This is a genomic window from Pseudomonas sp. NPDC088429, from assembly GCF_044753305.1.
Classification (GTDB): Bacteria; Pseudomonadota; Gammaproteobacteria; order Pseudomonadales; family Pseudomonadaceae; genus Aquipseudomonas; species Aquipseudomonas rustica.
Genome location: NZ_JBIVMX010000064.1, coordinates 3304 through 21754 on the forward strand (window position 1 = coordinate 3304; position 18451 = coordinate 21754).

19 protein-coding genes and 1 tRNA gene are annotated in these 18451 nt (G+C 56.2%); 11 read left to right on the top strand and 9 right to left on the bottom strand.

Annotated features, from left to right (window positions below):
• Positions 1-2: 2 nt before the first annotated feature.
• Positions 3-770 (top strand): inositol-phosphate phosphatase, encoded by a 768-nt coding sequence (gene suhB, locus ACIP66_RS23550; RefSeq protein WP_400651278.1) that lies wholly within the window; start codon positions 3-5, stop codon positions 768-770.
• Between the two features lie 257 nt (positions 771-1027).
• Here the strand turns inward: suhB and ACIP66_RS23555 are convergent, their stop codons facing one another.
• The 6 genes from ACIP66_RS23555 to queA form a co-directional block, all read right to left on the bottom strand.
• Positions 1028-1576 carry a glycine zipper 2TM domain-containing protein gene (locus ACIP66_RS23555; protein ID WP_053123539.1) on the bottom strand — a complete coding sequence of 183 codons (549 nt, stop codon included), beginning with the start codon at positions 1574-1576 and terminating at the stop codon, positions 1028-1030.
• Between the two features lie 120 nt (positions 1577-1696).
• The gene (gene secF / locus ACIP66_RS23560) at positions 1697-2611 is read right to left on the bottom strand and encodes a protein translocase subunit SecF (RefSeq protein ID WP_053123541.1); all 915 of its coding nucleotides are present in this window, start codon (positions 2609-2611) and stop codon (positions 1697-1699) included.
• A 9-nt stretch (positions 2612-2620) separates the two neighbouring features.
• A complete protein-coding gene (secD, locus tag ACIP66_RS23565) occupies positions 2621-4489 on the bottom strand; it encodes a protein translocase subunit SecD (protein WP_053123543.1) in 1869 nt (622 codons plus the stop codon).
• Between the two features lie 65 nt (positions 4490-4554).
• The gene (yajC, locus tag ACIP66_RS23570; RefSeq protein WP_003227923.1) at positions 4555-4893 is read right to left on the bottom strand and encodes a preprotein translocase subunit YajC; all 339 of its coding nucleotides are present in this window, start codon (positions 4891-4893) and stop codon (positions 4555-4557) included.
• A 43-nt stretch (positions 4894-4936) separates the two neighbouring features.
• Positions 4937-6052, bottom strand: coding sequence for a tRNA guanosine(34) transglycosylase Tgt (gene tgt, locus ACIP66_RS23575; RefSeq protein WP_164979451.1), 1116 nt, complete (start codon positions 6050-6052; stop codon positions 4937-4939).
• A 14-nt stretch (positions 6053-6066) separates the two neighbouring features.
• Positions 6067-7131: a tRNA preQ1(34) S-adenosylmethionine ribosyltransferase-isomerase QueA gene (gene queA, locus ACIP66_RS23580; protein ID WP_400651281.1), complete on the bottom strand. Its 1065-nt coding sequence runs from the start codon at positions 7129-7131 to the stop codon at positions 6067-6069.
• Between the two features lie 108 nt (positions 7132-7239).
• Between queA and ACIP66_RS23585 the strand changes: the two genes are divergently transcribed.
• The 5 genes from ACIP66_RS23585 (at position 7240) to ACIP66_RS23605 (ending at position 10492) form a co-directional block, all read left to right on the top strand.
• Positions 7240-7324, top strand: a tRNA-Leu gene (locus tag ACIP66_RS23585).
• A gap of 175 nt (positions 7325-7499) precedes the next feature.
• Complete coding sequence (locus ACIP66_RS23590) at positions 7500-8219, top strand: hypothetical protein (protein ID WP_400651284.1); 720 nt, start codon at positions 7500-7502, stop codon at positions 8217-8219.
• Positions 8220-8903: 684 nt separating this feature from the next.
• On the top strand, positions 8904-9215 hold the full coding sequence (locus ACIP66_RS23595) for a DUF1778 domain-containing protein (RefSeq protein WP_400651287.1): 312 nt from the start codon (positions 8904-8906) through the stop codon (positions 9213-9215).
• Positions 9173-9691, top strand: coding sequence for a hypothetical protein (locus ACIP66_RS23600; RefSeq protein WP_400651289.1), 519 nt, complete (start codon positions 9173-9175; stop codon positions 9689-9691). The genes ACIP66_RS23595 and ACIP66_RS23600 overlap by 43 nt, the downstream gene beginning before the upstream one ends.
• A 468-nt stretch (positions 9692-10159) precedes the next feature.
• Entirely contained in the window at positions 10160-10492 is a 333-nt protein-coding gene (locus ACIP66_RS23605; RefSeq protein ID WP_400651292.1) for a hypothetical protein, read from the top strand.
• 48 nt (positions 10493-10540) lie between these two features.
• On the opposite strand, the gene ACIP66_RS23610 is transcribed toward ACIP66_RS23605, so the two are convergent.
• Entirely contained in the window at positions 10541-11764 is a 1224-nt protein-coding gene (locus tag ACIP66_RS23610) for a CynX/NimT family MFS transporter (RefSeq protein WP_400651295.1), read from the bottom strand.
• 73 nt (positions 11765-11837) lie between these two features.
• Between ACIP66_RS23610 and ACIP66_RS23615 the strand changes: the two genes are divergently transcribed.
• On the top strand, positions 11838-12653 hold the full coding sequence (locus tag ACIP66_RS23615) for an AraC family transcriptional regulator (protein WP_400651297.1): 816 nt from the start codon (positions 11838-11840) through the stop codon (positions 12651-12653).
• A 359-nt stretch (positions 12654-13012) separates the two neighbouring features.
• The gene (locus ACIP66_RS23620) at positions 13013-13342 is read left to right on the top strand and encodes a hypothetical protein (protein ID WP_400651300.1); all 330 of its coding nucleotides are present in this window, start codon (positions 13013-13015) and stop codon (positions 13340-13342) included.
• Here ACIP66_RS23620 and ACIP66_RS23625 read toward each other — a convergent pair.
• Positions 13339-13707: a PH domain-containing protein gene (locus tag ACIP66_RS23625; RefSeq protein WP_053123551.1), complete on the bottom strand. Its 369-nt coding sequence runs from the start codon at positions 13705-13707 to the stop codon at positions 13339-13341. The genes ACIP66_RS23620 and ACIP66_RS23625 overlap by 4 nt on opposite strands.
• Positions 13708-13906: 199 nt before the next feature.
• On the opposite strand from ACIP66_RS23625, the gene ACIP66_RS23630 reads away from it, so the two are divergent.
• From ACIP66_RS23630 to ACIP66_RS23640, 3 genes are all read left to right on the top strand, one after another.
• Positions 13907-14260, top strand: a complete 354-nt coding sequence (locus ACIP66_RS23630) for a hypothetical protein (protein ID WP_400651302.1) — start codon at positions 13907-13909, stop codon at positions 14258-14260.
• A 130-nt stretch (positions 14261-14390) separates the two neighbouring features.
• A complete protein-coding gene (locus ACIP66_RS23635; RefSeq protein WP_400651305.1) occupies positions 14391-15122 on the top strand; it encodes a hypothetical protein in 732 nt (243 codons plus the stop codon).
• Between the two features lie 72 nt (positions 15123-15194).
• Positions 15195-17114, top strand: a complete 1920-nt coding sequence (locus ACIP66_RS23640; protein ID WP_400651307.1) for an alkaline phosphatase D family protein — start codon at positions 15195-15197, stop codon at positions 17112-17114.
• Between the two features lie 112 nt (positions 17115-17226).
• Here ACIP66_RS23640 and ACIP66_RS23645 read toward each other — a convergent pair whose 3' ends face one another.
• Complete coding sequence (locus ACIP66_RS23645; RefSeq protein WP_400651310.1) at positions 17227-18399, bottom strand: aspartate aminotransferase family protein; 1173 nt, start codon at positions 18397-18399, stop codon at positions 17227-17229.
• Positions 18400-18451: the final 52 nt, after the last annotated feature.

Here is an 18451-nt window from a genome sequence, read left to right on the forward strand (position 1 = left end):
AACTGATCTTCCGCTCCATCGAGCGCCTGGATACCATCAAGGTCGACGAAAAAGACGCCAAGGATTATGTATCCGAGGTCGATCGCGCCGCTGAACAGAAAATCATCGACGCGCTGCGCAAGGCTTACCCGAACCACTCCATCCGCGGTGAAGAGACTGGCATGCACGCCGGTACCGGCATCGAAGGCGAAGAGTACCTGTGGATCATCGATCCGCTGGACGGCACCACCAACTTCCTGCGCGGCATTCCTCACTTCGCCGTCAGCATCGCCTGCAAATACCGCGGTCGCCTGGAACACGCTGTTGTTCTGGATCCGGTTCGTCAGGAAGAATTCACCGCCAGCCGTGGTCGCGGCGCTCAACTGAACGGTCGTCGTCTGCGCGTCAGCGGCCGTACCAGCCTCGACGGCGCACTGCTCGGCACGGGCTTCCCATTCCGTGACGATCAAATGGACAACCTGGAAAACTATCTGGGCATGTTCCGCGCTCTGGTTGGCCAGACTGCCGGCATCCGTCGCGCCGGTTCGGCGAGCCTGGATCTGGCTTACGTGGCTGCCGGTCGTTTCGATGCGTTCTGGGAATCGGGTCTGTCCGAGTGGGACATGGCTGCAGGCGCCCTGCTGATTCAAGAAGCTGGCGGCCTGGTGAGCGACTTCACCGGCGGTCACGATTTCCTTGAAAAAGGCCACATCGTTGCCGGCAACACTAAATGCTTCAAAGCAGTTCTGACGGCGATCCAGCCGCACCTGCCAGCTTCGCTGAAGCGCTAAGCGTTACGCGAAACGAAAAAAAGCGCCCTTCGGGGCGTTTTTTTTATGCCCAGTGATTTGCTGGCGACCCTACGGACGGCTTCGCGCGCAAACCCCGTAGGAGCAAAGCTTGCTCGCGAAGAGGCCGGCACATCCAACATATTTATCGAATGTACAAATGTCTTCGCGGGCAAGCCTTGCTCCTACAAGGGCAACCCCCAAACCATGGGCACAAAAAAAGCACCCCGCAGGGTGCTTCTTTCTAAACGATCGGCCTGTTACTGACCCGGCTCGTTCTGCGACAGGATCAACTTACCTTCCTTGTCGACCGGAATCTGGTTGCCCGGATCACGATCCATGCGCACTTTGCCTTCCTTGCCATCCAGCGAATAACGCACGTCATAACCAACGACCTTGTCGCTGATGTCATTCACCGTGTTGCAGCGGGTTTGCGTGGTGGTGTAGGTATCGCGATTCTGCATACCTTCCTGCACCTTGTTACCGGCATAACCGCCACCGACTGCGCCAGCGACCGTGGCAATTTTCTTGCCGGTGCCGCCGCCGATCTGGTTACCCAACAGACCACCTGCCAGTGCACCGACTACCGTACCGGCAATCTGGTGCTGATCTTTTACAGGCGCCTGGCGAGTGACCGTTACATCCTTGCACACTTCACGTGGTGTCTTGATCTGTGTCTTGACCGGCTCAACGGCCAAGACCTGCGCATACTCAGGGCCGCTTTTAACCAGGCTGTAGGTGGCAACAGCACCCCCGGCAGTGACACCGACAGCACCCAATACCGCACCAACCAGCAACGACTTGTTCACATGAACCTCCTGACCATCACATGCGGGACGCGCCCGCGCTTCTCCCAGCCTTGGAGCATAAAAAAAAGCGCGAGTTCAACTCGCGCCTTTTTTAGCTGACAACCGGGAAAACGCTACGCGTTATGGACGGTCGTCGACTTCCTTCTCAGTATTTGCAGGAGGAATCAGGTCTTCTGTGCTGAGGTTTAGCCAGATCAGCACCACGTTGGCGATGTAGATCGACGAGTAAGTACCCGCCAATACACCAATGAACAGCGCGATGGAGAAGCCGAACAGGTTATCGCCACCGAAGAACAGCAGTGCCGCAATCGCCAGCAACGTCGAGATCGAGGTCGCCATGGTGCGCAGCAGGGTTTGCGTGGTCGAGATGTTGATGTTCTCGATCAGCGTCGCCTTGCGCAGGACACGGAAGTTCTCACGCACCCGGTCGAATACGACGATGGTGTCGTTCAACGAGTAACCGATGATCGCCAGTACCGCCGCCAGTACCGTCAGGTCGAAAGTGATCTGGAAGAACGACAGGATACCGATGGTCACGATCACGTCGTGGATCAGCGAAACGATGGCGCCGACCGCGAATTTCCACTGAAAGCGGAAAGCCAGGTAGATCAGGATGCCACCGAGCGCCAGCAGCATGCCGAGGCCGCCCTGGTCGCGCAGCTCTTCACCGACCTGCGGGCCAACGAACTCGACGCGCTTGACCGTCGCCGGGTTATCGCCGCCGAGTTTCTGCAGCGCTTGCGCGACCTGATGACCCAGTTGCGGGTCTTCACCCGGCATGCGCACCAGCAAATCGGTAGTCGCACCGAAGCTCTGTACGATGGCTTCGTGATAACCGGAAGTTACCAGCTCTTCACGCACCTTGGTGACGTCGGCCGGACGCTCGTAGGTCAGCTCGATGAGCGTACCGCCGGTGAAGTCCAGGCCCCAGTTCATGCCCTTGGTAGCGACACTGAACAAGGCCAGCAAGGTGAGGAATACTGTGACGCCGAACGCGAAGTTGCGAACGCCCATGAAGTTGATTGTACGTAACATGGCAGCCCCTTAAATCCACAACTTCTTGAAGTCACGTCCGCCAAAGATCAGGTTGACCATTGCGCGGGTCACCATGATGGCCGTGAACATCGAGGTAAAGATCCCGAGGGACATGGTCACTGCGAAACCTTTGACCGGGCCGGTGCCCATGGCGAAGAGAATCCCGCCGACCAACAAGGTAGTCAGGTTGGCGTCGAGAATCGCGGTGAATGCCCGGCCGAAGCCTTCGTTGATTGCACGCTGCACAGTCATGCCGGCGGCGATCTCTTCACGGATCCGCGAGAAGATCAGCACGTTGGCGTCGACCGCCATACCCATGGTCAGCACGATACCGGCGATACCTGGCAGGGTCAGTGTTGCGCCCAGCAGCGACATCAAGGCCAGCAGCAGCACCATGTTCACCGCCAGCGCGACAGTAGCGATGATGCCGAAGAAGCGGTAGATGGCGATGATGAACAGCGACACGAACAGCATGCCCCACAGCGACGCATCGATACCTTTGGTGATGTTGTCAGCACCCAGGCTCGGGCCGATTGTGCGCTCTTCAGCGAAGTACATCGGTGCAGCCAGACCACCGGCACGCAGCAGCAGCGCCAGCTCGGACGACTCGCCCTGACCGTTCAGGCCAGTGATGCGGAACTGAGCACCCAGCGGCGACTGAATGGTCGCCAGGCTGATGATCTTCTTCTCTTCTTTAAACGTTTGCACCGCGACGTCTTTTTCGACGCCGTCGACCATCTGCTTGACGTAGGTGGTCACCGGACGCTGCTCGATGAAGATCACCGCCATGCTGCGACCGACGTTCGAACGGGTTGCGCGGCTCATCAGCTCGCCACCGTGACCATCCAGACGGATGTTCACTTCAGGCGTGCCGTGCTCGCCGAAACCGGCCTTGGCGTCGGTCACCTGGTCACCGGTGATGATCAGACCACGTTCGATCTGCGCAGCGGGACGATTGCCTTCACGGAACTCGAAAGTCTCGGAAGTGGCTTTCGAAGCACCCGGCTCTGCAGCCAGACGGAACTCAAGGTTGGCCGTCTTGCCGAGAATACGCTTGGCTTCGGCAGTGTCCTGCACGCCTGGCAGCTCAACCACGATGCGGTTGGCGCCCTGACGCTGGACGATCGGTTCGGCAACACCCAGCTCGTTGACGCGGTTACGTACCGTGGTCAAGTTCTGCTTGATGGAGTATTCACGGATTTCCGCCAGCTTCGCCGGGGTCATCGCCAGACGCAGTACCGGTTGACCGTTGAGATCGGCCGGAACAATGTCGAAATCGTTGAAGTTCTTGCGGATCAGCGCACGGGCCTGTTCGCGGGAGTCTTCATCACTGAAGCCCAACTGAATGGCGCCATTGAGTTGCGGCAGGCTGCGATAACGCAGTTTCTCTTTGCGCAGCAGGCTCTTGACGTCGCCTTCGTAGACTTTCAGGCGTGCATCGAGGGCTTTGTCCATGTCCACTTCCAGCAGGAAGTGCACACCACCGGACAAGTCCAGACCCAGCTTCATCGGGTGAGCGCCCAGATTGCGCAGCCATTGCGGGGTGGTCTGTGCCAGGTTCAGCGCAACGACGTAGTCATCACCCAATGCCTTGCGCACAACGTCTTTGGCCGGCAGCTGATCTTCAGCCTTGGTCAGACGGATCAGACCGCCCTTGCCGTTTGCCGCCAGTGTGGCTGCCTTGACGTTGATCCCGGATTCCTTGAGCGCAGTGCTCACGCGATCCAGATCAGCCTGATTGACTTGCAGTGCAGTGCTTGCACCGCTGACCTGAATGGCCGGGTCATCAGGATAAAGATTGGGAGCGGAATAAATCAGACCGACCGCCAGCACCGCCAGGATCAGAATGTATTTCCACAGAGGGTATTTGTTCAGCATCACGCCGCCCGTTATGAACGCGGGGCGCCTTGCGCGCCCCGTCGATTGAGTAGAAGTTGTTACCTTTAGATCGCTTTCAGCGTGCCTTTTGGCAGCGTGGCGGCGATGGCGCCTTTCTGGAATTTCATTTCGACGGTGTCGGAAACTTCCAGAACCACGAAGTCATCGGCAACTTTGGTGATCTTGCCGGCGATGCCGCCAGTGGTCACAACTTCGTCGCCCTTCGCAAGGCTGCTCAGCAGGTTCTTCTGCTCTTTGGCGCGCTTGGCCTGTGGACGCCAGATCATCAGGTAGAAGATGACCAGGAAACCGACCAGGAAAATCCACTCGAAACCGCCGCCCATTGGGCCGGCAGCAGCCGGTGCAGCCGCGTCAGCCATGGCGTTAGAGATAAAAAAGCTCATTTAGCACTCCAGTTGCAAATGTTGAATCTTGGGGTCAGAAAACTCAGTCCAAAGGCGGAACGGGGAGCCCGCGTTTGGCGTAGAAGGCATCGACAAAGGCGGCCAATGTACCCTGTTGAATAGCCTCGCGCAAACCAGCCATCAGCACCTGATAATGGCGCAAGTTATGGATGGTATTGAGCATGCTTCCCAGCATTTCGCCGCACTTGTCCAGGTGATGCAGATAAGCGCGGGAGAAGTTCTGGCAGGTATAGCAATCGCAGGTCGGATCCAGCGGCGATTCATCATGGCGATGGAACGCGTTACGGATCTTCAGCACGCCGGTATCAATGAACAGATGCCCATTGCGGGCATTCCGGGTTGGCATCACGCAATCGAACATGTCCACACCGCGGCGCACACCCTCAACCAGATCTTCCGGTTTGCCAACGCCCATAAGGTAACGAGGTTTGTCAGCCGGCATCATGCCCGGCAGATAATCCAATACTTTGATCATCTCGTGCTTCGGCTCGCCGACCGACAGACCGCCAATGGCCAGGCCATCGAAACCGATCTTGTCGAGGCCTTCGAGCGAGCGCTTGCGCAGATCCTGGTGCATACCGCCCTGCACGATACCGAACAACGCTGCGGTGTTTTCACCGTGGGCATTTTTCGAGCGCTGAGCCCAACGCAACGAAAGCTCCATCGATACGCGCGCGACATCTTCGTCAGCCGGGTACGGGGTGCATTCGTCAAAAATCATCACAACGTCCGAGCCCAGATCGCGCTGAACCTGCATCGATTCTTCCGGACCCATGAACACTTTGGCGCCGTCGACCGGAGAGGCGAAGGTCACGCCCTCCTCCTTGATCTTGCGCATCGCGCCGAGGCTGAACACCTGAAAACCGCCGGAGTCGGTCAGGATCGGGCCTTTCCACTGCATGAAATCGTGCAGGTCGCCGTGTTCCTTGATCACTTGAGTGCCAGGACGCAGCCACAGGTGGAAGGTGTTGCCCAGAATCATCTCTGCGCCCGTGGCGACGATGTCACGCGGCAACATGCCCTTGACCGTGCCGTACGTGCCCACTGGCATGAACGCCGGGGTCTCGACGGTGCCACGCGGGAAGGTCAGGCGACCACGACGGGCCTTGCCATCGGTGGCAAGGAGCTCAAAGGACATGCGACATTCGCGACTCATTCTGTTTCCTCTGGGCCGGTTTCTTTAGGGGCAGTAGGTGCGGGGTTACGGGTGATGAACATCGCATCACCGTAGCTGAAAAAGCGGTAACCGTTGTCGACGGCAGCCTTGTAGGCGGCCATGGTTTCGGGATAACCGGCAAATGCCGAAACCAGCATCAACAGCGTGGATTCCGGCAAATGGAAATTGGTCACCAGGGCATCGACCACATGGAACGGCCGGCCCGGGAAGATAAAGATATCGGTGTCGCCGCTGAACGGCTTGAGCACGCCATCGCGCGCAGCACTTTCCAGCGAACGCACGCTGGTGGTGCCGACAGCAATCACCCGACCACCACGCGCACGACACGCAGCCACCGCATCAACCACGTCCTGGCCGACTTCCAGCCACTCGGTGTGCATGTGGTGATCTTCAAGCTTCTCGACGCGAACAGGCTGGAAGGTACCGGCGCCCACGTGCAGCGTGACGAACGTGGTTTCGACGCCTTTCGCAGCAATGGCCTCCATCAGCGACTGATCGAAATGCAGCCCCGCCGTCGGCGCCGCCACCGCACCCAAGCGCTCGGCGTACACGGTCTGATAACGCTCGCGATCCGAACCTTCGTCCGGACGGTCTATATAAGGAGGCAGCGGCATGTGCCCGACGCGGTCGAGCAGCGGCAACACTTCTTCAGCGAAGGCCAGCTCGAACAACGCATCGTGACGCGCGATCATTTCCGCTTCGCCACCGCCATCGATGAGGATCTTCGAACCCGGCTTCGGCGACTTGCTGGAGCGCACATGGGCCAGCACGCGGTGCGTATCGAGCACGCGTTCGACGAGGATTTCCAGCTTGCCGCCGGACGCTTTCTGCCCGAACAGCCGCGCCGGAATCACGCGGGTATTGTTGAACACCATCAAATCGCCTAGGCGCAAATGCTCAAGCAAATCAGTGAATTGACGGTGTGCGAGGGCGCCGCTCGGCCCATCAAGGGTCAGCAGGCGACTACCGCGACGCTCGGCCAAAGGGTGGCGAGCGATCAGCGAATCAGGGAGCTCGAAAGTAAAGTCAGCAACACGCATGATGGGGTTCGTCTAGCAGGGCCGGAAAGTTTAGCGGAAATATCGAAAATAGACCATGAAACGTGATTGACCAACGGTAATCTCATCTCTATACTTCGCCGCCATTGAGCCCTGATGGCGGAATTGGTAGACGCGGCGGATTCAAAATCCGTTTTCGAAAGGAGTGGGAGTTCGAGTCTCCCTCGGGGCACCAAGCTCAATAAGAAAGGCCTTGATTTTCAAGGCCTTTTTTTGTGGGTGGCGTAAAAGTGGCGTAAGCAGCGAGCAGTTGAACTCTGGTTTGAGCGCTACAATTCAGATCTCCATGCTTGGTAGCGACACAGTGGTGAGGCTGATACTAATCACTGTGCGAAAAAAGGAGTGGCATCATGAGCAAAACTACGGAGCGCCACCCCCCCTCGCTCATCGAACTCGGTCAATTCACAGCAGTCATCGCGCCGTTCCTCTACATAATCGGTCAGAAGTATGCAACCGGCTATTTCAACGAGCTTGGCTGCGCATGGGTTTCGAGTTTTTTAAGTTTTCAAGAAACGCTCAACTACGCGCTTCCGACTGGGCTTGCTGTCCTTGCAGGCGCATTTGTGGCGTATGCCATGTTTTCGCGTGACCTCTCACCTAAGATCCAAGTGATCGTCGTCATTGGACTTCCAGCGTTAATCATTGCAGCTGTCTTCGCATCGTCGATATTTTGGGAAATTCAGGCAGCCAAAATTTCGTCGATGATCATCAGCATCTGGCTATGCATGCTGTTTGGATTTTATGCGGTCGAAGCGATTCATACTTTTAGGAATTCCGAAAAGGGCGATTTTAAGGAAGCTTCCTGTTGGGCCCTGTCTTCCGCATTCACGGTTTTCAGTCTGGCCCCCGGGATTGGAAGCGAGATGGCAGAGTACGACCTCAAACATATCGAAACACGCTTTCCAAAAATAGCGGAGTCGGGGGTTTTGGGGGGCTCAACTGAGATGCGACTTATCGCGAAGGTCGGTGAAAAATTTCTCATCATGGAAAAATCAGGTGATACGCGCGGCTTTTACCTGAAATCGAACCTGGACACGCTCAAGATCCTACCGATGAGCCGAGGCCTGTAAGAAACTGGTTTCAACTCCTGCCGCCTGCCCATCGAGGCGCCCCTTCAAAATTCGTCAGGCCACGAAAAAAAGTAATATAAGTAATATCACCTCTGAAAAATCGCTACAGCCCTTGCAATCCGCGCTCTTGAGCGTTTTCTGGGCAAGGCGATATTTTAGCGATAGGACGGCGATATTATTACCCATTTCAAAAGCTATATTTCTATTTCATAACTCCCAATGAATCCGGGGGGTTGACCGAAATATTACTTTTCATATCGCTCCATATTACCTTCCCATGTAATACCGGAAGCCCAGCGAAACAGGGGCCTCCAGACCGATCTCGGTGGCTGTGTGACTGATATCGCTCTTTTTAGAACGACCACCCTCCCCTTCAAGAATCAATCTCAATAAATCAGTTTTCACAACGCCCCCGGGCCCGGCTAAATTCAAGAATGTCGTGGATGGCGGCATCCCCCCCAAGCCGTACAGATATCTGCGTTACGTGTAGACAACAGCTACACGCCATGGGATGATCTATTTGCGGGATGAGTCCCACCCCGAATCTCCAAAACTCAAAACTCAAAAATTCATAACTCAAAAACGCAAGGAAAAAAGCCATGAATCTTCCCACCAGCCCAGTAACGACCCAATGAACCTTAGGAGGTAAGCCACTACATCACCACGAGACCCTGGAGAAGACCAATGACCAGCCCTGTTCTACTGCGTGCGGAAACAACTGCTACGGAAAAAACCAAATCCGTCCCGCTCAACATGCGAGTCGATTTTAAGAAACGAGACTTGATCGATGTGGCCGCAGCCATTTCGGGGAGTGATCGAACCAGCTTTATCCTGGATGCTGCTTGTAAAAAAGCAGAAGAAGTCATTCTGGATCAACGCCTGTTCGTCCTTGCTGACGATGACTTCGACGCTTTCGAGCAAGCCTTACAGAAGAATCCGGTAAGGAGTAATAAATGCGTCGAGAAGCTGCTGAACAGACCCCCTCGCTGGAGCTGAGTGCCCCGGTAAAGCTCAATAAGACGCACAATCTGGATTCATTCGATTGTGGTGAGGATTCGATCAACGAGTTCTTGAAGAAAAAGGCTCTCAAAGCCCAAGCTTCTAGAACCGCCACCGTATTTGTGACCTGCCTCAAAGGAACGAACACCGTCGTCGCCTATTACACATTGTCAAACGGGACGATAATGCGTGCGGATGTTTTACCCAAGAGAGCGCAGCGCAACTCACCCCAACAGCACCCAATCACAGTTCTGGGTCGCATGGGGGTATGTAAGACGCTACAGGGTACGGGACTGTCGCTCGATCTGATCCAGAATGCCGTTCTTCGTGCGCTCGCCGCGTCTGAGGAAGTCGCATCAACTGCACTCGTAGTGCATCCGCTTAACGAACAGTTGGTGGGGCTTTACGAGAAGGCCGGATTTCTTCGCTGCCCTCAAATTTCCCCGATCACGATGATGCTTCCTTTGATCTGATTGGTACCGCACAGCGACTGGCCGCACTCAAATGCGGCCAGAAAATGCTCTTCTTTCCCATCAGTTGGATCTGCTGTGGTATCGAAGAACCGACGAATGACAATACAAAGCACTTGGCCTGTGTTTGAAAACGACCGAAGTCAAAGAGAAGCCCGGCTGCCGTGGCATAAAGCTGGTTGAAGCTGAGCCGAAATTTATCTATGTGATGACTCATTCAAACCTGAAAAGTGGCTCAAAACGCATTTTTCGCGATTTTGAATCAATGAAATCAGGCAACTAAGCGTCACCCCCTCCGCATCGGCCCCGAGCGCTGTAGCGCAATGTCTCTTCACTTTTCTTCCAAACCTTCATTTTGTGCAATTGGCCGATCCCCTGCGGAGAGCCACGGCTCGTGTGACCTGCAGCTTTGTTTTCACTACATCTGGATTTGCATCAGAAACGGACGTAAGGCTCGTTGGCGGGAGGGGGATGAGTGCTTTTTCAGCAGTTTTTTTCGTGACGTCGCAACTTTGCTGGCCGATCACACCAGGAACAAAAAAGCCCCAGCAGCCTGAGCTGTGGGGGCTTGTCTCCAGCGTCGTGATGCTGGGCTTAAATGCCATAGTTACCGATGCGGTAACTATGGCCTTCTTTCAGCAGAAATCTTTCGAGTTCAATGCCGGAAATTTCAGTAACTTTGAAATTCTCCCACTAACGCAGTCCCGCAGGTTTCTGACCCCCTGTCTAAAGGAAATCCGCAGGGATCCCTCGGCTGTTTTCGAATGCCAGTCGGAGCAGGAAGAAGCGAAATCACGGGCGTAAGCTATCCAAAACATTGGAACCTTACGCTATTGAACTTCACTAAAGCTTTCAATCGCATGCGGGCTTCGTTTGCTCCTCAATTACAGTCAACGGCTGCAACAGTGAAATTGAAACCAACATCAATATTGCGACACCAAGCAGAAGATAGAGTGGCTCAGAATACGCTCCGCTCTGGTCACGGAGAATACCGAAACAAAGGGGGCCTAGCGCTGCAACAAGATATCCAATAAATAGTGTGAATACTGTCCAAGCATTGGCCTCTCCGGGTGATGAGGTCTGGTCAATAGGGAGCGTCATGCCAAGTGTAAAGGCAGCCCCCAAGCCGAGGCCGGCCATACCGATGAAAACGGTGGTGGCCACATGTGGGGTAAACGCCAACCCTGTAACTCCAAAGATAGTCATCAAAGCTGCGAGGACTAGCCATTTGTGTTTGTTCAGTGAGCCCCCAGCAACAACCCCCATTACCATGTTAGCCACTGCGCTGATCAGGGTATAGAACCCGAGCAATAGGCCAGGATTTATCTCGGCAGGATTGGTTTGCGCAGCCAGAGGCGCGATCCATGCGAGGAGCGCGTAGGTAAGAAATTGACTGCATCCAAAATACGTAGCGATCGCCCAAGCATTCAGATTCTTCCAGGGTAACCTGACGGATTTTGGCGCTTGTCGCGGGGTCGGCGATGTGTGAGCGAAAAGTTTGCCCAATACTAACCAACTGATAACTGCACTTATGCAAAGGATTGCCCAAACACCAACTCCGACGCGCCAGCTACCCGTATATTCAGCAATGGGGCCCGAAAAGATCGCAGCGGCAGTCGATCCCACACTCAACCCAGTTGCATAAACCCCCATGAGCAACGATGCCTTATGAGGAAAGTGCGTTTTTATCCAGCCACCCACCAATGACCCGGCCACCGCGATACCTATTCCTGACAGCACTGTTGTCGCGAGCAGCGAGTAGGTCGAGATAGAAAACGCACGCAGAACGATTGCAGCAAATAGCACCAGCAGTGCAACGACCACAGCCCGATCACCACCCAAACGGCTCGCTACCCAGGGAGCGATTAAAGCAAACACACCCATGCAGAGGTCGGGGATGGTTGTCAGCAAAGAGGCCTGAGCAAAGCTGAGCCCAAACTCCTCTTGGATAGCAAGAAGAACAGGGCCAATCGAGATGATTGCGGGCCGGAGTGCGAATGACAGAATCAGCAAACCTATGATAGCGGTTGTGGTCATTTTTACGGTTGATCGGTCGGGTTGAGTTTTGCTTCTCATGCATCCATCCTGTCTGGGTTGAGCCCTGCCCTAGCGGCATTTACCCAGCCACGTTAACTACGACTCCTATTCAATGAGTGACAGAAATCGTCGCCAAAGTGACAACCGGGACTTGATGCTCAAGAGCAGAAACCCGGAGGACTATCAGTTCGTCTCGCAACCTGTGACGGTGATGCCTAGCACCTATTCAGACGGAAGCTATGTAGACCCGCACAGTCATCATCGTGGGCAGTTGCTTTATGCGGAAGAAGGAGTAATGCGTGCGGCAACTGATGGGGGTATTTGGTTGCTCCCTGCCAAGCGAGCTCTATGGATTCCTGCGGGTGTCATACATGATCAGACGATGTTGGGGGCGGTGAAAGCCCGTTCGCTTTACATCGATCCGCTCATAGCCAAGTCGCTCGGTTGTAGGTGCAGAGTGATTGAGGTTTCAAACCTTCTGAAGGCGCTTATTTTGGCTCTTGTCGACGAACCTATTGAGTATTCTCTTGAGGGCAGGTGCCGCCATATCGTGGCGCTGATCCTGGAGGAGATAAGCCTTTCCAAATCGGCGCCACTCGAGATTCCGTGGCCCAAAGACAAGAGACTGATCGCGATTTGTGAGGCTATTTTCCAGTCTCCGGAGCGCTCATTGACAATTGAATACTGGGCAGACCAAGTAAGCACGAGCTCACGGACTCTGATGCGTCTCTTTGTTCGGGAAACGGGTTTGAATTTTAGGTATTGGGTGCAGCAGGTCAAATTAGTGGAAGCACTCAGTCGTCTTGAACAAGGCCAGGCCTTGGCGCTAGTAGCCAACGCGCTGGGCTATGCCAGCTCCAGTGCCTTTACGGCAATGTTCCGTAAAGCGTTAGGTGAGTCACCTAGAGATTATTTGGCACAGCGTTAGACAGTTTGACGCGTTTATTAAAAGGCAACACGCCCGATTCAGCCGCCTACTTGGCGGCTATTTTGCGCGTGCGCGCGGATTGAGGTACCGTCTGCATAGTGCCGTAAGGTCTCTTCATGCTAGGTCAGCAGGCGCTGCCATGTAACCCTACATGTATCCCTTGACAGCAAACCTCTCTGAAGACCCCGAGTTTACTGGAACACTACGGTTCCCCTCGGGCACCAAAATTAAGAAAGGTCTTGCTTAGCAAGGCCTTTTTTTCGCCTGCAATAAGGCCCTTGCCCCTGCAAGAGCTGCCGCAGGCTGCGATCTTTTGACCTTCAGCTTCTCGACCGACGAAAACCCCAAGGATCATCACCATGGAAACGTCACTGGAAACAGTCGCCCTGTTCTCCCTGAAACTCGCGTATGAGGAAGAGGGCCTAAGCCCGATCCTGCGCGATGACATGGTCATGGGTGACTACCAGCGAGATATTTTCGAGTTGTTGGTGAAACGTGGCGATGTCGAGGCTATTCAATTGAAGATGAATGAGTGCCTCGGCCTGGCGCTGGATGCATTGGGCGGCGTCGAGAAACCGCTGGGGCGCGAGCTGCACAAGTTGTCAGCCGATCTCAGGCAGGCGCAGTCGCTGGAGCAGCTTGATCCGCCGCTCCTCGCGCTGAAGGGTTATCTCAAAGACATTCTTTAGAACAGGTACTTGGAGATGTACTTCGAAATCTCGACCATCGAGGTCTTCCCGGTGAATTCGAATTTCACTTTCCCCAGCGACGAAAAGTAAATCTCCAGCTCCGAGTCCAGATCGAACGTCCCCGACGTTTCCACGGAATACGCGACGATGTTTTTATACGGCAGCGACGTGAAGTCTTTCTTGCTGCCGGTGATGCCTTGAACGTTGACGGCGATGATGCGTTTGTTGGTAAACACCACGCCATCGCGCATCGACTTGTAGGAGTCGATGACCTCTTCCCCATCGAGCAATAGCTCGGTCACGCGTTGCGCGTACTCATCGTTTTGCTTGAGCTTGAAGAAGCCCTTGTTGTTGAAGTCGATCATCTGTCCATCCTTCTGTTCGAGAAAACATCCTGGTCGTGCTTCGTATCAGTGACGCGCGTCTAGTGCAAAAAATATCTTCCGGAAAGCCTTTACCAGGATGACCAGCGTGGCGCGACGCTACTATTTTGCTATCTTGCCGTCCACTGTCGGTTGGGGCATCGAGCGCTTCGACCCGCGCTGATTTCAGGAGAGAAATTCGATGGATGTGTTGGTGTTCTTTGTGGTTTGGCCAGCGATGTGGGTGTGGGTGGTCAAAGTCCGTGGGACTTGGAATCTGTTGCTTGCCAATGTGTTGGGCGCTATCAGTGGGATGATCGTTGGCCTGACCAGTGCGCAGTTGTGTGCAGGATTGTTCGGTTCAGCGCGGCCACCGGTGCCCGGCGTCATCGGCACCCTGATGGAAATGATGGCGACTGCCGGTGCGCTCATCGGCGTATGGATGTGGGTCGCCCGCCGCTCGCAAGTTGAACCCCCAATCGCACGTCAGCTTTTGGCTGCCCTCTGCGGCACTGCGGCGGGCATCACTACATTCGCGTTTTTCGCCCTGACGTAGCGTTCGTTTGAGCAGTCGGTGAATGTGTTCGTGGCGCCAGACGTCGATTTTGATATCTTGCCGTCCATCAACAGCGCGCTGTCTCAACACGCGCTGCTTCAAGCTTTTTGCAGGTTAAGGAAAGGATCGAATGGAGTTTCTGCGTTTTCTGGCGTTCATCGCCGCCTGGGGTTTCATGTGGCGCTGGGTAGTGAAGAACCGCGGCAGCTGGAATCTGTTCTACGGCAATATCGTCGGCGCAGCGGGCGGTTTCATTGTCGGATTGGTGGTGCTGTCGATCACGTTGTCGCTGCTGCCATCCAGGCACAGCGCTGAACAGGCGCCGGTCGAAAACACCGTCGCGCAGAACGTCGAACCGACCTCTTTGCTGCCTGAATCCGAATCAGCGGCGTCACCTGCTCCGCTCGAAAACGCGCCGAACTTCGCCGCGATTGAACCGGACAACACGCCATCGCCGCCGGATTCTGCGCTGCTGCCGAACTACGCCAGCCGCGCGCCGACGTCGATCTCGGAAAAAACCGTACTGGATCAAAGTGACGAGCAGGGACGCAAAGCCCTGACCGCGCTGAGCAAAAAACTCGGGCATGACGCTGACAGCGACAAGTCGATGCTCGCCTATGTCATGTGCAGTCCGCTGGTGACCAGCACCTTGCGCTTCCCGGCTTCGGCGCGTTTCGCCGACAGCAAAGCGATCACCACCCAGCGCTTCAAGAATCAGGTGTACACCTTCAGCAACAGTGTCACCGCGCGCAACATGAACGGCGACGATGTCACCTACCGTTTCGACTGCTCGGTGCAAGAACAGGCGTCGTCCGGTGAATGGCAGTTGTTGGCGCTGAAGCTACAGAAAACCGACTCTTAAGCCTCACTTAAGGGTTCAAGGCGCCGGCTGCGCTATCATCGCCGACCTGTGCGCCTTGAGCTTTGTCCCCGGATGTCCGCAACCCTTGATGACCTGACCCTACTGCCACCTGTGTTGGCCGGCCCGCTGCTGCGACGGCTGGAACCAACTCGGCTGGTGTTGTGGCTGGTCGGCACGCGCCAACTGTCTCTGACCTTGCGCCTGCAAGGTGTAGGAGAGATTCCTCTCGATGCGGCGAAATGCACCGTCATTCCCGTAGGCCGTCAGGCGTTTGTCCATCTCATCGATGTCACCCTGGAAAACGCCCTGCCCTGCGACACCTTCGTCGTCTACGACCTGCTGATTGACGACACCCATGGCATCGCCGATTGGGCGCCGCATCTGTTGTATGGCAACGCAACGAGTCCGAACCTTGTTGTGCGTTCGCGGATCGATCAGTTGCTGCATGGCTCCTGCCGCAAACCGCATCACCCGGCGGCGGATGGTTTGCTCTGCGTCGACGAGCTTCTGGCCAGCGAAACCGACCCGCAACAACGCCCGGCGCTGTTGATGATGAGCGGCGATCAGGTCTACGCCGACGACGTCGCCGGGCCAATGCTGCGCGCGATTCATGCATTGATTGCACGTCTCGGCCTGTTCGACGAGCACCTCGAAGGCGCTGTGGTCAGCGACAGCGCCAAGCTTTACGAGCACCCGGCGAGTTACTACCACCGCGCGGATTTGTTACCGGCGCTGGAGAGCAACGAGACTTTGCGTGAGCGATTTTTCGGCGGCGCACGTAAGCCGATTTTCACCAGCAGTAGCGCTGACAATCATCTGGTGACGTTCGCCGAAGTCATGGCGATGTACTTGCTGGTGTGGTCGCCAACCGCGTGGACACTGGTTAATCCGCAAGCGCCAGCACTCACGCCTGAACGCCTCAAGCGCTATGCCCTCGAACAAACGCGGATCGATGCCTTCACAGTAGGTCTGGGCAACGTCGCCCGGGCGCTCGCGCATCTGCCGAGCCTGATGATTTTCGACGATCACGACATCACCGATGACTGGAATCTGTCCGCGCAATGGGAGGAAACGGCCTACGGCCATCCGTTCTCCAAACGCATCATCGGCAACGCCTTGATCGCTTATATGTTGTGCCAGGGCTGGGGCAATAACCCGGACGCCTTCAAGGATCTGCTGAAGCAAACTCAAGGTTTGAGCGCCAGCGGCGACGATCAATACCTCGACAGCCCGGTGCAGGACGCGCTGATCGATGATCTGCTGCGCTTTCAGCACTGGCATTTCGTGCTGCCGAGCAGTCCCGCGCTGGTGGTCATCGACACCCGCACCCGACGCTGGCGCAGCGAGATGGCGCTCAAGCAACCGTCGGGACTACTCGACTGGGAGGCCTTGAGCGAGCTGCAACAAGAGCTGCTCGATCACCCGTCGGCGATCATCGTTTCACCGGCACCGATCTTCGGCGTCAAGCTGATCGAAACCGTGCAAAAGGTCTTCAGTTGGTGCGGTTTTCCGCTGCTGGTCGACGCGGAAAACTGGATGGCCCATCGCGGCGCCGCACAGGTGATCCTGAACATTTTCCGACACTCACGTACACCGGGTAACTACGTGGTGCTGTCCGGCGATGTGCATTATTCCTTCGTCTACGAAGTCCTTATCCGACACCGCAAGGCCGGCCCACGGATCTGGCAGATCACCAGCAGCGGGATCAAGAACGAGTTTCCGCCGACCTTGCTGGAATGGTTCGACCGCCTCAACCGCTGGCTCTACTCGCCGCGCTCACCGCTGAACTGGTTCACCAAACGCCGGCTGATGCGCATCGTGCCGTACACACCTGAACATGCAGAGGCAGGGGAACGCTTGTGGAATTCGGCGGGGATCGGCCAAGTGTATTTCAACGAACAGGGGCAGCCGCGAGAGATCTTTCAGCACAACTCGAACGGAAAGGTGAAGACGCGGATGCTGGCGCCGGATTTGACGGATTATCCGGACTGAGGCCCTACTGATTTCAAATGTGGGAGCGAGCCTGCTCGCGAAGGCGTCCGACCATTCAACATACATGTCGACTGAGATGACGCTTTCGCGAGCAGGCTCGCTCCCACAGTAATCAGTCGGCGGCCAATACCCGTCCAATCCCCCTGACAATCATCTCCACCTCCCGCTCATCAATCGTCAGCGGTGGCAGCAGCCGTATCGTCTTGCCACGCGTGACGTTGATCAGCAATCCATGATCCCGCGCCGCAATCAGCGTCAGATCACGAACCGGTTGCTTCAACTCGATACCGATCATCAAACCCAATCCACGAATCGCCAGTACATTGGGATTGTCCGCCAACTCTGCACGCAGCCGCGTCAGCAGACGCTCGCCCTGCAGCCGCGCGTTCTCCAGCAAGCCCTGTTCTTCGATAATATCCAGCACCGTGCAACCCACCCGGCAGGCCAGCGGATTACCGCCGAACGTGCTGCCATGGCTGCCCGGCGTGAACAGATCCGCCGCCCTGCCCCGTGCCAGACACGCGCCGATCGGCACGCCATTGCCCAGTCCTTTCGCCAGCGTCATGACATCCGGAACGATGCCTTCGTGCTGGAACGCAAACCAGCGCCCGGTGCGACCGATGCCGGTCTGAATTTCATCGAGCATCAGCAGCCACGCCTGACGATTGCACATTTCACGCAGCGCTTTCAGGTAACCGGGCGGTGCCAGTTGTACGCCGCTCTCGCCCTGAATCGGTTCGACCAGAATCGCAACGATGCGCTCGCCGTGCTTCTGCCGCACGTGCTCCAACGCGTCGAGATCACCGAACGGCACTTTGACGAAATCCCCCGGCAGGTCATTGAAACCCAACCGTACCGCCGGGCCATCGCTGGCTGACAACGTGCCAAGCGTGCGGCCATGAAAGGCGTTGGCCATCACCACCACCAACGGCTGTTCGATGCCTTTACGCCAGCCATAAAGGCGCGCCAGTTTCAGCGCGGTTTCATTGGCTTCGGCGCCGGAGTTGTTGAAGAACGCGCGCTGCATTCCCGACAACTCAGTCAGCCGCTTTGCCAGTTGTTGCTGCCAGTCGATGCTGTAGAGATTGGAGGTGTGCAGCAGCAAGCCTGCCTGCTCGCTGATCGCGGCAACGATCCGCGGATGCGAGTGACCGACATTGGTCACGGCCACCCCGGCAACCGCGTCCAGATACTCGCGCCCCGCCTGATCCCATAGTCGGGTGCCCAAGCCTTTAATAAAACTCAGGGCCAGCGGTTGGTAAGTGTTCATCAGGGCGGCGGTCATGACTTCAAACTCCAGTGAAGGTCGGTGTGCTGGCAGTATGGTTAGCCACCCG